We start from the raw sequence: 15,378 nt of genomic DNA on the forward strand, positions 1-15,378 counted from the left end.
AGCGGAGCTGATCCCCGAGATGGCACGAGAGAAGAAGCGCCGTTCGAACGGTCGCCGCAGCCCCCTGGCAGCGGTCGCCCTCATCGGAGCAGGACTCATGATCACCGGCGCCGTGTACGCTGGCGCATCGGCCGCGTTCGCCGCGACCGACACCACGACCGCTGCGGAGAGCACGCTCACCGTCGAGGACGGCGAGAAGCTGTTCCAGGCGAACTGCGCCACCTGTCACGGTCTCGACCTGCAGGGCACCGCCAACGGCCCCAGCCTCTACGGCGTCGGCGAGCTCGCGACGGAGTTCCAGCTCTCCACGGGTCGCATGCCGCTGCAGATGCAGGGACCGCAGGCACCGCAGAAGGAGCCGCAGTTCACGGAAGACCAGATCCTCGCGATCTCGTCGTTCGTGCAGGAGTCCGCTCCCGGCCCGACCTTCCCCGACGAGCACATCCTCGACGGCGAGGGCGACGTCGCGAACGGCGCAGAGCTGTTCCGCGTCAACTGCGCCATGTGCCACAACGTGGCCGCCGCGGGTGGTGCGCTCACCGAGGGCAAGTACGCCCCGGCCCTGACCGAGACCAGCGCGCTGCACATGTACGCCGCGATGGTCACCGGCCCCCAGAACATGCCCGTCTTCGGCGACATGAACCTGTCCGACGAGGACAAGCGCGACATCATCTCGGCGCTGCTCTACCAGCAGCAGTCGGTGCAGATCGGCGGATTCTCGCTCGGTTCGCTGGGCCCCGTGTCCGAGGGCCTGTTCGTCTGGATCTTCGGGATCGGCGCGCTCGTCGCCATCACCGTGTGGATCACGGCGAAGTCCAACTGACGCTTATTCATCGAAGAGGAACGTACGAGGAGCACCATGGCACACGACGACGACTCGCAGGCTCTTGACAGGGCCTACCAGCCCTCTCCGGGGCTGGGTGTCGCAGTCAGCGATCCCGTGCAGAACCCCGGGCTGCCGCCGCACCGCGAGCGGATGACCGACAAGGACCCGCGCGCTGAGAAGGCTGCGGAGCGCACGGTCTACACCCTGTTCTATCTCTCGCTGGCAGGAAGCATCTGGGCGGTCGCCGCCTACATGCTCTTCCCCATCGAGAGCGGCGCGCTCATCGACATCCGTCAGAACAACCTCTTCATCGGTCTCGGCATCTCGCTCGCGCTCCTTGCGATCGGTATCGGTGCGATCCACTGGTCCAAGGCGCTGATGAGCGACAAGGAGCACATCGAGCACCGCCACCCCACGCGCGGCAAGGACTCGACCCGCGAAGCCGTCGTCGAGGCCTTCGCCACGGCGAACGAGGAGTCCGGCTTCGGACGTCGCACGATGATCCGCAACTCGCTGTTCGCGGCGATCGTGGCCTCGATCATCCCCGGCGTGACCCTCTTCCGCGGGCTCGCTCCGCACAGCACCCCCGACGACCCGACTGCCGGTGACCCTGTCGCTCTGCTCAAGCACACGATGTGGGAGAAGGGCGCGCGCCTGGTGCGCGACCCCGACGGCACTCCGATCCGCGCTGCGGACGTCACGCTCGGCTCGGCCTTCCACGTCATCCCGGAGGACCTCGCCGACCTCAGCCACCACGACGGCTACCTCGAGGAGAAGGCGAAGGCCATCGTGCTGATGATGCGCCTGCGCCCCGAGCAGCTCGTCGAGGCCGAGGACCGCAAGGACTGGTCGTACGACGGCATCGTCGCGTACTCGAAGGTCTGCACGCACGTCGGCTGCCCGGTGGCACTGTACGAGCAGCAGACCCACCACCTCCTCTGCCCCTGCCACCAGTCGCAGTTCGACGTCACGGATCACGCCAAGGTCATCTTCGGACCTGCCGCACGTCCGCTGCCGCAGCTGCCCATCACCGTCGACGACGAGGGCTACCTCATCGCACGCAGTGACTTCACCGAGCCCGTCGGCCCGAGCTTCTGGGAGCGCCATTGAGCACCGCAACGCTGTCCAAAGAGGACAAGGACAACAAGGCGCCTCTCGGCGGCCGATTCGTCGGCGCCGCGTCGAACTACATCGATGAGCGCACCAGCATCTCCGGCTTCGTCAAGGAGCTCGGACGCAAGATCTTCCCCGACCACTGGTCGTTCATGCTCGGCGAGATCGCGCTGTGGAGCTTCGTCGTCGTGTTCCTCTCCGGAACCTTCCTGACGTTCTTCTTCCAGGCGTCGATGGTCGAGACGCACTACACCGGCGCCTACGCCCCGATGCGCGGCATCGAGATGTCGGCGGCCCTCGAGTCGTCCCTGCACATCTCGTTCGACCTCCGCGGTGGTCTCCTGGTCCGCCAGATCCACCACTGGGCCGCTCTGGTCTTCGTCGCCGGCATCGGCGTGCACATGCTGCGCGTCTTCTTCACGGGCGCCTTCCGCAAGCCGCGCGAGCTCAACTGGGTCATCGGCTTCGTGCTGTTCATCCTCGCGATGGCCGAGGGCTTCACGGGCTACTCGCTCCCCGACGACCTGCTCTCGGGCAACGGCCTCCGCATCATCGACGGCATGATCAAGGGCTTCCCGGTCGTCGGCACCTGGATCTCGTTCCTCCTCTTCGGCGGCGAGTTCCCCGGTACCGACATCGTCGGTCGCCTCTACACGCTGCACATCCTGCTGCTGCCGCTGCTGGTCATCGGCCTGATCGTCGTGCACCTGATGCTGATGATCGTCAACAAGCACACGCAGTTCGCCGGCCCCGGCCGCACGAACGACAACGTCGTGGGCTACCCGATGATGCCGGTCTACATGTCGAAGATGGGCGGCTACCTGTTCATCGTGTTCGGCACGATCGTGCTGATCGCGACGTTCTTCCAGATCAACCCGATCTGGAACTACGGCCCCTACGACCCGTCTCCCGTGTCCGCCGGTACCCAGCCTGACTGGTACATCGGATTCGCCGACGGTGCGCTGCGACTCGCCCCGTCGAACCTCGACGTCGTGTTCCTCAACCACACCTGGTCGTTCGGGATCCTGCTGCCCGTCGCCGTGCTGGGCCTGTTCATCGTGCTCGTCGCGATCTACCCCTTCATCGAGGCGTGGGTCACGGGCGACAAGCGCGAGCACCACATCGCACAGCGTCCCCGCAACGCCGCGACCCGCACCGCCATCGGCGTGGCCGGCGTCATCTTCTACGCCGTGCTGTGGGCTGCAGCATCCTCCGACCTCATCGCGACGCACTTCATGCTGACGATGGAGGGTGTCATCCACACGCTCCAGGCGCTGCTCTTCGTCGGACCGATCCTCGGCTACTTCGTCACGAAGCGCATCGCGATCGCGCTGCAGAAGAAGGACCGCGAGATCGTGCTCCACGGGTACGAGTCCGGACGCATCGTCCGCCTTCCCGGCGGCGAGTTCATCGAGGTGCACCAGCCGGTCGACAAGTACGACCGCTGGAAGCTCATCGATGTCGACGGCTACGAGCCGCTCGTCGTGCGCCCCAACGCGAAGGGACGCATCTCGTGGACCGAGAACCTGCGGTCCTCCGTGTCTCGGTGGTTCTTCGAAGACCGTCTCGCTCCGCTCACGCAGGCAGAGGTCGAGGCCGCGGATGCGCACCAGCACCACGTCACCGCGCACAACGACGAGACAGAGGCCGCGGAGATCCAGGGCGCGCACGAGCGTGCAGGGTTCCCGGATGCGCCTCTGACCGTGGATGAGACGCACGTCGACGAGACGCCGAACACCCCCAGCACGGTCATCTCGACCGAGCCGGTGAAGAAGCCCCGCAAGAAGAAGTCGGAGGAGGGCGAGTAAGCACGCCGCTCCCCCGTCGAAAGGCCCTGTCCGTCTCGGACAGGGCCTTTCGCGTGTCCGGGCGCCTCTCATGTCGGCATGGAAGGATCGGATCATGAGCTCCGCAGTCCAACTCATCCGTTCGACCGACCTCGCCGCCGCCCCCTATGCCTACGCGGCGACCGCACCCGCCGGCTCGCGGCTGATCTTCCTCGCCGGCTCCTGCCCACTCGAAGACGACGGCACCACCACCGCCCCGGGTGACTACGCCGCGCAGGCCGCACGATGCATGGAGACGCTGCAGGAGGCGCTTCGGGCCAGCGGCGCCGCACTGACCGACGTCATCAGCACGCGTGTGCTCGTCGCGTCGACGAGCCAGGCCGACCTCGTGACCGCCTGGGATGTGATTCACGAGGGCTTCGGCTCGCACGACGTCCCGAGCACCCTCCTGGGCGTGACGGTGCTGGGCTACGATCACCAGCTCGTCGAGATCGAAGCTGTCGCCGCGATCGCGGAGGATCCCCGATGACCGCCGTGATCCGCTCAGCCGCAGCCGATGATGCGCAGATCATCCGGATGATCGAGACACAAGCCGATGCGCTCCTGACCGACAGTCTCGGCGCGCCGGAGTGGCCGCCGGCCGGAGATGCGCTCGAACGATTGGGAGCGCCCGGCTTCGTGCTGATCCTCGAGGATCCCGACGACTCCTCCCCCGTCGGCTTCGTCCATGTCCTCGATGCGGACGGACATGCCCATCTCGAGCAGCTCTCGGTGCTCCCCTCCTCGGGGCGTCAGGGATTCGGACGCCTCCTCGTCGACGCCGCGCTCCGCGAGGCGCGCGAGCGCGGCTATACGCGCATCACCCTGCGGACCTATGCGGAGGTGCCCTGGAACGCGCCGTTCTACGCGTCCTGCGGGTTTCTCGAGAGCCTGCCCGAGACGGCCTTCCAGCGCGGACTCGTCGAGACGGAGGCCGGACTGGGACTCGATCGCTACGGACGCCGCGTGCAGATGACAGCGGAGCTGTGAGGCCCCCACGCAGACTGGCAGGAACCGGTGCGCCGACGTCCGGATGACGACGGCGCACCGCGCATCGTCTCTCCTAGGCTGGCGTCATGATCGATCGTGCTGACTACTTCGCCGCCAGACTCGCGTACGAGACCGACGCCAGCGACGCCTACGCCGCGCTGTCGTCCGATGACAGCCCCGTCATCGTCGACGTGCGCTCCGAGGCCGCCTGGGCCCAGGGCCGCATCGCAGGAGCGGTGCACATGCACTACAGCGAGATCGCCGCACGCGCGCCCCAGGAGATCCCCGTCGGCGCCTCCGTCGTCGTCTACTGCTGGAGCCCCGGATGCAACGCCGGAGCCAAGGGGGCCCTGGAGTTCGCGAAGCTCGGCTACGACGTCCGCGAGATGATCGGCGGGTTCGAGTACTGGGTCCGCGAGGGCTATCCGGTCGCGGATGCCGACGGCATCCACCGACGCCCCGTGGATCCGCTCACCGGGATCGCTCGCATCCGCACCCGCGCCTGACGGACACGACGCACGAGAGAGGCCCCCGGGACGAATCCCGGGGGCCTCTCTCGTGCGTCGGTGTCTCAGCGGGCGAAGTTGCCGCGGTAGTACTCGTACACCCAGCCGACGATCGCCACGACGAAGATCGCGAGACCGATCGGGAGCAGGAAGTGACCGACGGCCAGACCGACCACGAAGACCGCAGCCGAGCCCGCGAGCACGAGCGGCCACCAGGACCACGGGCTGAACTCGCCCAGCTCGGGGTCGCCGTCGTCGATGTCGCTGGTGAGGATGTCTTCCGGCAGCTCACCGTTCTGCGCCTTGTGCGTGCGGTCCAGGTAGAACGCGATCATCGCGCCCATGAACGCTGCGAAGAACAGCGCCACGGTTCCCACCCACTCGATCCGCGCGGCGAAGTTGTCCGCCGGCGTCGCGAGGATGTGCCAGCCGGTGTAGACGACACCGACCAGGGCGAAGAAGGCGGTCAGGACCCACCAGAGGATGACGTTGTCGCGCATGGCTCAGTGGCCCTCTCGCTCGCCGGGGACGGTGGTGGTGAACTCCGCCGCCTCCGGGTGGTTCAGGTCGAATGCCGGACGCTCGCTGCGGATGCGCGGGATCGACGTGAAGTTGTGACGCGGGGGCGGGCAGGACGTCGCCCACTCGAGCGATGCGCCGTAACCCCACGGGTCGTTGACGGTGACCTTCGGCGCCTTGCGGGACGTGATCCAGACGTTCAGGAAGAACGGCAGCATCGACGCACCGAGGATGATCGCTCCGATCGTCGACACCTGGTTGCCCCAGGTCCAGCCGTCGGCCGCGGAGTAGTCCGCGTAGCGACGCACCATGCCGTCGACGCCCAGCCAGTGCTGGATGAGGAAGGTCATGTGGAAGCCGATGAAGAGCATCCAGAAGTGCACGTAGCCGAGACGCTCGTTGAGCATGCGTCCGGTCCACTTGGGCCACCAGAAGTAGAAGCCAGCGAACATCGCGAACACGACGGTTCCGAAGACGACGTAGTGGAAGTGCGCCACGACGAAGTAGGAGTCCGACAGCGCGAAGTCGAGCGGAGGAGCCGCGAGGATGACACCCGTCAGACCACCGAAGACGAACGACACGAGGAAGCCGAGGGCGAAGACCATCGGGGTCTCGAAGGTCACGGAACCTCGCCAGAGCGTTCCGATCCAGTTGAAGATCTTCACGCCCGTCGGCACCGCGATCAGCATCGTCATCAGGGCGAAGAACGGCAGCAGCACGGATCCGGTGACGTACATGTGGTGTGCCCACACGGCCACGGAGAGAGCGGCGATCGCGATCGTCGCGTAGACCAGGGTCTTGTAACCGAAGATCGGCTTGCGGCTGAAGACCGGGAAGATCTCCGAGACGATTCCGAAGAACGGCAGCGCGATGATGTACACCTCAGGGTGACCGAAGAACCAGAACAGGTGCTGCCAGAGGAGCACGCCGCCGTTCGCGGGGTCGTAGATGTGTGCGCCGAGGACGCGGTCGGCACCGGCGGCGAAGATCGCGGCGGCCAGGACCGGGAAGGCCATGAGGATCAGGAGGCTCGTGATGAGCGTGTTCCACGTGAAGATCGGCATGCGCCACATCGTCATGCCCGGAGCGCGCATCGTGATGATCGTCGTGATGAAGTTCACGGCACCGAGGATCGTTCCGAAACCGGAGATGCCGAGACCCAGCATCCAGAGGTTTCCACCGGCTCCCGGCGAGAAGGACGCGCTCGCGAGCGGCTGATAGGCGAACCAGCCGAACGAGGCAGCGCCCTGCGGCGTGAGGAACCCGGCGACGGCGATCGTCGAGCCGAAGAGGAAGAGCCAGAAGGCGAAAGCGTTCAGACGCGGGAACGCCACGTCGGGCGCGCCGATCTGGAGGGGCAGGATCGCGTTCGCGAACCCCGCGAAGAGCGGCGTCGCGAACATGAGGAGCATGATCGTGCCGTGCATCGTGAACAGCTGGTTGTACTGCTCCTTGGTCGGGATGATCTGCATCCCGGGAGCGAACAGCTCTGCGCGGATCACGAGGGCCATCACGCCGCCGAGGAGGAAGAACAGCACCGACGCGATCAGATACATGTACCCGATCGTCTTGTGGTCGGTGGAGGTGATCCACTTGACGACGATGTTGCCCTTCTGCTCGACACGCGAGGAGCTCATCAGAGCGGCCTGGCGGGCGGGCAGTGCGGACGGACGGGAGCGAGGGGCCTCGTCGGTGCGGGGTGCTTCAGTCGTCGACATGGCTTACTCCTCTCCTTCTTCGGAGTCGTTCTGCGCGGTGGTGCCGGGGTAGTTCGCCAGACGGTCGTACGCGTCGGTGATGTCGCCCGTGTTTCCGGCCTGCTCGAGCGACTCGAGGTAGGCGTCGTATTCGTCCTGTTCGACGACCTTCACGTTGAAGAGCATCATCGAGTGGTACTCGCCGCAGAGCTCGGCGCACTTACCGGCGTACTCGCCGACACGGGTCGGGATGAAGGACCAGGAGTTGTCCTTGCCGATGTACATGTCCTTCTTGTACAGGAAGTCGATGATCCAGAAGGAGTGGATGACGTCACGCGACTGGAGGTCGATCGTGACCTTCTTGTCGACGGGGAGCACCAGCGTCGGCAGCTGCTCCTGGTCGATGTTGCCGTCGGCATCGGGCTGAGCCTGGATGCCCATGGTCCACACGGCGTCGGCGTTGTCGTCCTCTTCGCCGTCGTACTGGAAGTCCCATGCCCACTGCTTCGCGATGGCGGTGATCTCGACGTCGGGGTCGTCCCACTTCGCCTCGATCGCGGTCTGATCCCGCGCCGTGAAGAAGAACATCCCGAGGACGAGGATCAGCGGCACGATCGTGTAGAAGATCTCGATCGGCATGTTGTACCGCATCTGCACCGGAAGGCCGGTCTGGCCCTTGCGGCGTCGGTACGCGATCGCGGCCCAGGCCATCAGACCCCAGGTGATGACGCCCACAGCGAGGAGGACGATCCAGGAGTTCACCCAGAGCGACGCGACACGGTCGGTCTGGTTTGTAGCGGCGGTACCGTCCTCTACGAACCCCGGGAGGTAGCCATGGAGCTCGGTGGGAGTACATCCCGCCAGGGCCACGGCTGCCGCGACTCCCACAGGGAGGGCGGCCCAACGAAGGCGGCGTTTCGAGGGCACGATGCACCTTTCAGATTGCGGACAGGGCAAACCCAAGTCTAGGGCAACCTCACACCTGATTCATGCCAACCACGCAGGTTGGCGAGGTCGAACGGATCAGTGGAAGCTGTCTCCGCAGGCGCAGCTGCCCGCGGCGTTCGGGTTGTCGATCGTGAAGCCCTGCTCCGAGATCGTGTCCTTGAAGTCGATCGATGCGCCGTCGAGGTACGGCACGCTCATGTTGTCGATGATGACCTCGACACCGTCGAAGTCGACGGTCTCGTCACCCTCGAGGAAACGCTCGTCGAAGTAGAGCTGGTAGATCAGGCCGGAGCATCCGCCGGGCTGGACGGCGACGCGCAGACGGAGGTCGTCGCGGCCTTCCTGCTCGAGGAGGTTCTTGACCTTGACGGCGGCGGCGTCGGTCAGCTTCACGCCGTGCGCCTGAGTGGTCTCTGCGGAAGTCAGTGTGGTGTCGCTCATGTCGCTCCTTGTGACGGGCCGCTCGCACGGCAGGTAGCTCGATTTTACCCCGCGTCGTCGACTGCGGGGCGGGTGGGGTCGGTGTGGACCCGATCCGCTCGGATCAGATGACGATGTCGTTCATCCGGGAGAGCAGCAGGGCCTCGGTCGTCACGGCGTGTCGGAAGGTGTCGAGGTGCAGCGACTCGTTCGGGCTGTGCGCGCGGGAGTGCGGATCCTCCACCCCCGTGACCAGGATCTGCGCGTCGGGGAACTCGCGGACGAGGTCGGCGATGAACGGGATGGATCCCCCGACGCCGAGATCGACCGGGGCCACCCCGTACCCGTCGCGCATCGCGTCGCGCGTGAGGGCCACGGCCCAGCCGCTGGTGTCGACGAGGAACCCGTTGCCGAGGTCCACATCGGAGAAGGTGAGCTCCGCACCGAACGGGGCGTTCGCGCGAAGGTGCGCCTCCAGAGCGGCGTACGCGTCCTCTCCGGACTGTCCCGGCGCGACGCGCGCGCTGATGACCACGCTCACCTCGGGCAGGAGCGTGTTCGACGCCGCCGCGACGCTCGTGGCGTCGATGCCGATCACGGTGACGGACGGCTTGTTCCAGATGCGGCTCAGGATCGTCCCGTCGCCGATCGGCGACACCCCCGCGAGGAGCCCGGCCTCATCGCGAAGCGTGTCTTCGGTGTAGTCCGGAGTCGCCGCGTCGCGCTCGACCAATCCCTCGACCGCCACGGAGCCGTCCTCGTTCCACAGCGTGGAGAGCATCCGCACCGTCGCCATCATCGCGTCGGGCACCGCCCCACCGAACATCCCGGAGTGCGATGCGTGATCGAGGGTCCGCACACGCACCGTGAACCGCGCATTTCCGCGCAGCGAGACCGTGAGCCCCGGCGTCACGGAATCCCAGTTCCCCGAGTCCGCGACCACGATCGCATCCGCACGCAGCGCGTCCTTGTTGTCGGCGAGGAACTGGGCGAACGAACGGGAGCCGTACTCCTCTTCCCCCTCGATGAACATCGCGATGCCGAGTTCGAGATCGTCGCCGATCGCCTCGGCGACGGCCCGGATCGACGCGATGTGCGCCATGATCCCCGCCTTGTCGTCGGCCGCGCCGCGACCGTACAGCCGACCGTCACGGACGGTCGGCTCGAACGGCGGGGTCTCCCAGAGGGCGTCGTCTCCGGGAGGCTGCACGTCGTGGTGGGCGTAGAGGAGGATCGTCGGCTTGCCGTTGCGTGCGGCGCGGGTCGCGAGCACGGCGGGCTGCCCCACCTCGTCGGTGCCGGGGATCGCCGCGCGCAGGATGCGGACGTCGTCGAAGACGCCCGTCCCCTCGGCGAGTGCCGCGACGGCCTCGGAGCTGCGCTCGAGCTGCGTCTGATCGAACGCGGGCCATGCCATGCCCGGAATGCGCACGAGCTGTCCCAGATCGCTCAGTGCCGCGGGGTGACCGGTCGCCACGGCTTCGAGGACGGCGGGCTCGCGATCGCTGGAGAGATTCTGGGCACCGGGCTGAGCAGGAGAAGTCATGCGAGTAATCTTAAGGTGATCCGCCTTCACCCGAACCGAGGAACCTCGTGGCCACTTCCCCCTCCACTCCTTCGACGAACGACGACGCCCCCGAGACGCCCACCGCGGGCAAGGGACGCGCGACGCCGACCCGCGCGGAGCAGGAGGCGGCACGCCGCCGTCCCCTCGTGGCCAACACCAAAGAGGCCAAGGCCGCCGCGCGCGCCGAACTGAACGAGCGACGCAACCGTGCTCAGGCCGGTCTCGCGGCCGGCGAGGAGAAGTACCTCCCGGCGCGCGACAAGGGACCGCAGCGTCGCTGGGTCCGCGACTACGTGGATGCGTCGTGGCAGCCCGCCGAGTTCGTGATGGGCGTCATGGTGCTCGTGATCCTCATCTCCCTCCTGCCGCCGAGCCTCGCCATCGCCGGATTCGCCGTTGCGGGTTGGGCGTACCTCGTGATGATGGCCTACCTGATCCTCGCGATCGGCGGCATGATCCTGCTCGGCATGCGGGTGAAGCGCAAGATCTCGGCGAAGTTCGGCAAGGAGCGCATGGAGCGCGGCCTCGGCTGGTACGCGGCGATGCGTTCGCTGCAGATGCGGTTCATGCGTCTGCCCAAGCCTCAGGTCAAGCGCGGTCAGTACCCCGACTGATCCGCATGACACGACGAAAGGCGTCCGATGCTCCGTGGAGCGTCGGACGCCTTTCTCATGCGTCGACGCCGTCTCAGCGACGGACGAGGCCGCGGTTGATCTCGCGCCCCCAGAACGGTCCCCGATAGAGGAACGCGGTGTAGCCCTGGACGAGCGTGGCGCCCGCATCGAGCCGCTCCTGCACGTCGGAGGGCGTCTCGACGCCGCCGACCGCGATCACGCAGAATTCGGAGGGCACCGCGCCTCGGACGAGGCGGAGCACCTCGAGGGAGCGCTTCTTCAGCGGAGCTCCCGAGAGTCCACCGGCGCCGGCCGCCTCGACGACCGATGCGTCGGTGATCAGACCCTCGCGACTGATGGTGGTGTTGTGCGCGATGATCCCGGCGAGTCCTTCGGCGACCGCGAGCTGCGCGATGGCGACGATCTCGTCATCGGAGAGGTCGGGAGCGATCTTGACGAGGAGCGGGGTTTCCCCCGAGGCTTCGCGCACGGCCCGCAGAAGCGGCGCCAGGGTCTCGACCGCCTGGAGCCCGCGGAGTCCGGGCGTGTTCGGCGACGAGACGTTGACCGCGAGGTAGTCCGCGAGCGGTGCGAGCGCGGTGGCCGAGGCGACGTAGTCGTCGGTCGCGTGCTCGACGTCGACCACCCGGCTCTTGCCGATGTTCACGCCGACCACCGTGTCGGGAGCGCCACGGCGGAGCTTCGCGAGGCGTCGTGCCGCGGCATGGGCCCCGCGGTTGTTGAACCCCATCCGGTTGATCACGGCGCGATCCGCGACCAGCCGGAAGAGACGAGGTCGGGGGTTGCCCTCCTGCGGGATCGCGGTGAGGGTACCGACCTCGACGTGGCCGAAGCCGAGCGCGGCGAGCCCGCGCACGCCGACCGCGTTCTTGTCGAAGCCCGCAGCGACACCGAACGGCGACGGGAAGGTGAGTCCGAGCGTCTCGACCCGCAGCGACGGATCCGGCTTCGTGACGGCACGGGTCGCCCAGGAGAAGGGCGGCGTACCGAGAACACGAATCACCGCCATGCCGGCGTGATGGGCGAACTCGGGATCGAAGCGCGACAGGACAGCGCGGAAGAGCAGCGGATACATCCCTGCCAGATTACCGCTCGACCGGCTCCCGCTTCACGTGATCCGCACGGAGGTCGGTGATGGCGCTCTCGAAGTCCTCGAGCGAGTCGAACGCCTGATAGACGCTCGCGAACCGCAGGTAGGCGACCTCGTCGAGATCGCGGAGCGGGCCGAGGATCGCCAGCCCGATCTCATTCGTGTCGAGCTGCGAGACCCCGGTCTGCCGGACCGCCTCTTCGACGCGCTGGGCGAGGATCGCGAGGTCGGCTTCCGTGACGGGTCGCCCCTGGCAGGCCTTGCGCACCCCGGAGATGACCTTCTCGCGACTGAACGGCTCCATGACCCCCGAGCGCTTGATCACGTTCAGGCTCGCGGTCTCCGTCGTCGTGAAACGACCACCGCATTCCGGACACTGGCGTCGTCGGCGGATCGACAGACCGTCGTCGCTGGTGCGGGAATCGATGACCCGAGAGTCCGAGTGACGGCAGAAGGGGCAGTGCATCTGACCGATCCTACGCGGTGAACCGCGCCTCGATCGCCTCACCGTGCGCAGGCAGCACCTCGGTGTTCGCGAGCGCGACGACGCCGTCACGGACTGCGGCGAGGGCGGCTCGGTCGTACGAGATCACCTGCTGCGGCCGCAGGAACGTGTACGCGCCCAGACCCGGTGCATACCGTGCTTGGCCGCCGGTCGGCAGCACGTGGTTGCTCCCGGCCATGTAGTCACCGAGGCTCACCGGGGTGTTCTCCCCCACGAAGACCGCTCCCGCGCTCGTGAACGAGGCGGCGGCCTGCTCGGCGTCGACGAGGTGGAGTTCGAGGTGCTCCGGCGCGTAGGCATTGCTGAAGGCGGTCGCTCCGGCGCGGTCGTCGACGAGGACGATCGCCGACTGCGGACCGTCGATCGCGGCCGCGACCCGGGATGCGTGGCGCGTCGCTGCGGTCTGACGGTCGACTTCGCGGGCGACACGCTCTGCAAGCTCTTCCGAGTCGGTGACGAGCACCGCCGAGGCCTGCTCGTCGTGTTCGGCCTGGCTCACGAGGTCGGCCGCGACCAGCCGGGCATCCGCCGCCGCGTCCGCCACCACGAGGATCTCGGTGGCGCCGGCTTCGGAATCCGTGCCGACGACGCCCGCGACAGCGCGCTTCGCCGAGGCGACGTAGTTGTTCCCCGGCCCGGAGACGACGTCGACGGGGTCGAGGCCGATGCTCTCGACGCCGTGCGCGAAGGCGCCGATGGCACCGGCGCCGCCCATCGCATAGACCTCGGTGACGCCGAGCAGACCTGCGGCCGCCAGGATCGCCGGGTGCACGCGCCCGCCCTGGTCGTGCTGAGGCGGTGAGGCGAGGGCGATCTGTTCGACGCCGGCGACCTGCGCGGGCACGACGTTCATGACCACGCTCGACGGATAGACGGCCTTTCCACCGGGAATGTAGACACCGACCCGGTGCACCGGCTGCCAGCGCTGAGTGATGACGGCTCCCGCGCCGATCTCGGTGACCCGGGGATCCGGTACCTGCGCGGCGGAGGCGAGCCGCACGCGGCGGATGGCCTCTTCGAGGGCCGCGCGGATCTCCGGCTGCAACGACTCGATCGCCTCGGCGATGTGCTCGGCCGGCACACGCAGGTCATGCCCGGTGACGCGGTCGAATCGCTCGGCCTGCTCACGCAGCGCCGTCGCCCCGCGCTGCTGCACGTCGTCGACGATGCGTGCGGCGGTGTCGAGCGCCTCGGCGCGGGCCTGGGTCGCACGCGGCACGGCCGCGAGCATGTCAGCCGGCGAGAGCTCGCGCCCCCGCAGATCGATGGTGCGCACAATCAGCCCTTCGTGATGTCTTCGATGTCGTGCAGATAGCCGATGCGGCCGTGGTCGTCGCGAACGACGTAGGCGCCGCCGCGGTCCTCGATCACGAGGACCCACGCGCTCGGCCCGATGCGGAAGAGGGCGTCGCCGCGCTCGTCGTGCACGTCGCGGTCGGTCGGGGCGAGGATCCAGAACGGCTGCGCCGCCTCGGTCTCGCGCCACGCGTCGCCGTCGGAGGAGCGGGAGTCGTCGATCGTCGGAAGCACCGTCGTCTCGGCTGCGTCGGCGTCGTGCTGATCGAACGCGTCGTGTCGATCGGCAGTGCCACGCTGATCGAGTGTCTCGTGCTGGTCGAGTGTGTCGTGCTGGGCGCTGTCCACCGAGTGCGGGGCGCCGACCTCTTGCGCCGTCGCTCCCATCAGAGACTCGATGCTGCCCGTGTCCGACACGATCTCGGGCTCCTGGTTCCAGGATCGCCGGGAGTAGGTGGGAACGTATGCCTCGTCCGACGTGGCGTTCTCGGTGCCCGTGTCTCCGCCGGAGGCGTGCGAGGCCAGCGGGACCTGTTCCGCCAGGTCGAGACGGGCGACCTCGTCGGTCGCCTGCTCCCCCGACAGCTCGGGGTCGAGTCGATTCGACCGCAGGGCGCCCGCGACCGGAGGCTCGGGGGCGGCGGTCACCGCAGACGCAGACGCGTCGGCAGCGGTCAGAACGGACTCGTCGTGGACGACAGGAGCCGCGGTCGCATCCTGGTCGGGTTCGACGACGGGAGCGGCCGCCGGATCAGCGTCCTCGTCTCGCACGGCCTCGGGTTCGATTACAGGGCGCGGACGCGCGATGACGGGACGCACGGGATTCGCGTTGCGGTGCGCGAGGGTCACGAGTCGGCCGTGGAAGTCCTCCTTGAGGCCGGGCACGAGCGGGGCGAAGACCGTGAACACGACGAGCGCGAGCGCGGCGATCAACTGCACGATGCCGTTCCAGCTGAGCACGACCACGCCGAGGTCGATGCTGACCGCGACGGAGTTCCAGAGCTCGGCGAGCCAGAAGACCGCGGACACCGAGAACGCGACAGACGCGAACTGGTCGATGCCCAGGGATCCGACGCGGCGGATGCCGTCGGGCGAGAAGCGGCGGAGGACGATGAGGAACACCGCGACCGTGGGAAGACCGATCGGAAGGATCCAATGCAGACCGCTCCCCCAGATGGAGGATTCACCGAAGTAGGGGAAGAACGAGGCGATGAACGCGACCAGCCAGCCGCCGACGATGAGGAGCTCACGCAGAGTGAACCCGAGGATGCCGTACTCCGGCGTCACCTCGTCGTCGTAGAGCACACCGTCGTCGTCGGAGAAGACCTCGTCGACGGACGCCTCGTCGACGACGGTGTCGTCGTCGGACCCCGACGGATCGGCATTCGGGAAGGGGGATTCCGCGCTCATGAGGGATGATCCTTTCGTCACGGTGCGTCG

Annotated in this window: 16 protein-coding genes; 7 read left to right on the top strand and 9 right to left on the bottom strand. The window is 67.5% G+C overall.

All coding sequences use genetic code 11. The features are described from left to right. Positions 1 to 19: 19 nt before the first annotated feature. The 6 genes from HWD99_RS15705 (at position 20) to HWD99_RS15730 (ending at position 5,261) form a co-directional block, all read left to right on the top strand. Positions 20 to 823 (top strand): c-type cytochrome, encoded by an 804-nt coding sequence (locus tag HWD99_RS15705; RefSeq protein WP_241797124.1) that lies wholly within the window; start codon positions 20 to 22, stop codon positions 821 to 823. A gap of 36 nt (positions 824 to 859) precedes the next feature. Further along, the gene (locus HWD99_RS15710) at positions 860 to 1,936 is read left to right on the top strand and encodes a ubiquinol-cytochrome c reductase iron-sulfur subunit (RefSeq protein WP_241797125.1); all 1,077 of its coding nucleotides are present in this window, start codon (positions 860 to 862) and stop codon (positions 1,934 to 1,936) included. Beyond that, positions 1,933 to 3,747 (top strand): cytochrome bc complex cytochrome b subunit, encoded by a 1,815-nt coding sequence (locus tag HWD99_RS15715; RefSeq protein WP_241797126.1) that lies wholly within the window; start codon positions 1,933 to 1,935, stop codon positions 3,745 to 3,747. Before HWD99_RS15710 ends, HWD99_RS15715 begins: the two co-directional genes overlap by 4 nt. 94 nt (positions 3,748 to 3,841) lie before the next feature. Next, the gene (locus HWD99_RS15720) at positions 3,842 to 4,255 is read left to right on the top strand and encodes a RidA family protein (protein ID WP_241797127.1); all 414 of its coding nucleotides are present in this window, start codon (positions 3,842 to 3,844) and stop codon (positions 4,253 to 4,255) included. Further along, a complete protein-coding gene (locus HWD99_RS15725; protein ID WP_241797128.1) occupies positions 4,252 to 4,755 on the top strand; it encodes a GNAT family N-acetyltransferase in 504 nt (167 codons plus the stop codon). Before HWD99_RS15720 ends, HWD99_RS15725 begins: the two co-directional genes overlap by 4 nt. An 86-nt stretch (positions 4,756 to 4,841) precedes the next feature. Beyond that, positions 4,842 to 5,261, top strand: a complete 420-nt coding sequence (locus HWD99_RS15730) for a rhodanese-like domain-containing protein (RefSeq protein WP_241797129.1) — start codon at positions 4,842 to 4,844, stop codon at positions 5,259 to 5,261. Between the two features lie 65 nt (positions 5,262 to 5,326). On the opposite strand, the gene HWD99_RS15735 is transcribed toward HWD99_RS15730, so the two are convergent. The 5 genes from HWD99_RS15735 to HWD99_RS15755 form a co-directional block, all read right to left on the bottom strand. Next, entirely contained in the window at positions 5,327 to 5,761 is a 435-nt protein-coding gene (locus HWD99_RS15735) for a cytochrome c oxidase subunit 4 (protein WP_241797130.1), read from the bottom strand. 3 nt (positions 5,762 to 5,764) lie between these two features. Continuing rightward, a complete protein-coding gene (gene ctaD, locus HWD99_RS15740; RefSeq protein ID WP_194763423.1) occupies positions 5,765 to 7,498 on the bottom strand; it encodes a cytochrome c oxidase subunit I in 1,734 nt (577 codons plus the stop codon). A 3-nt stretch (positions 7,499 to 7,501) separates the two neighbouring features. After that, entirely contained in the window at positions 7,502 to 8,404 is a 903-nt protein-coding gene (gene coxB, locus HWD99_RS15745) for a cytochrome c oxidase subunit II (protein ID WP_241797131.1), read from the bottom strand. 96 nt (positions 8,405 to 8,500) lie between these two features. After that, the gene (gene erpA, locus HWD99_RS15750; protein ID WP_194763425.1) at positions 8,501 to 8,866 is read right to left on the bottom strand and encodes an iron-sulfur cluster insertion protein ErpA; all 366 of its coding nucleotides are present in this window, start codon (positions 8,864 to 8,866) and stop codon (positions 8,501 to 8,503) included. Between the two features lie 103 nt (positions 8,867 to 8,969). Beyond that, positions 8,970 to 10,391 (bottom strand): dipeptidase, encoded by a 1,422-nt coding sequence (locus tag HWD99_RS15755; protein WP_241797132.1) that lies wholly within the window; start codon positions 10,389 to 10,391, stop codon positions 8,970 to 8,972. Positions 10,392 to 10,438: 47 nt separating this feature from the next. Between HWD99_RS15755 and HWD99_RS15760 the strand changes: the two genes are divergently transcribed. Next, complete coding sequence (locus HWD99_RS15760; RefSeq protein ID WP_241797133.1) at positions 10,439 to 11,026, top strand: DUF3043 domain-containing protein; 588 nt, start codon at positions 10,439 to 10,441, stop codon at positions 11,024 to 11,026. Between the two features lie 73 nt (positions 11,027 to 11,099). Here the strand turns inward: HWD99_RS15760 and HWD99_RS15765 are convergent, their stop codons facing one another. Genes HWD99_RS15765 through HWD99_RS15780 form a run of 4 tightly spaced genes read right to left on the bottom strand, consistent with a single transcriptional unit; the run spans position 11,100 to position 15,348 of the window. After that, positions 11,100 to 12,122, bottom strand: a complete 1,023-nt coding sequence (locus HWD99_RS15765; RefSeq protein WP_241797134.1) for a quinone-dependent dihydroorotate dehydrogenase — start codon at positions 12,120 to 12,122, stop codon at positions 11,100 to 11,102. Between the two features lie 10 nt (positions 12,123 to 12,132). Next, positions 12,133 to 12,603 carry a transcriptional regulator NrdR gene (nrdR, locus tag HWD99_RS15770; protein ID WP_241797135.1) on the bottom strand — a complete coding sequence of 157 codons (471 nt, stop codon included), beginning with the start codon at positions 12,601 to 12,603 and terminating at the stop codon, positions 12,133 to 12,135. A gap of 10 nt (positions 12,604 to 12,613) precedes the next feature. Then, the gene (gene hisD, locus HWD99_RS15775) at positions 12,614 to 13,921 is read right to left on the bottom strand and encodes a histidinol dehydrogenase (protein WP_241797221.1); all 1,308 of its coding nucleotides are present in this window, start codon (positions 13,919 to 13,921) and stop codon (positions 12,614 to 12,616) included. Next, on the bottom strand, positions 13,921 to 15,348 hold the full coding sequence (locus HWD99_RS15780) for a hypothetical protein (RefSeq protein WP_241797136.1): 1,428 nt from the start codon (positions 15,346 to 15,348) through the stop codon (positions 13,921 to 13,923). Before HWD99_RS15780 ends, hisD begins: the two co-directional genes overlap by 1 nt. Positions 15,349 to 15,378 lie beyond the last annotated feature (30 nt).

This window comes from Microbacterium sp. C5A9 (genome assembly GCF_022627955.1).
Classification (GTDB): Bacteria; Actinomycetota; Actinomycetes; order Actinomycetales; family Microbacteriaceae; genus Microbacterium.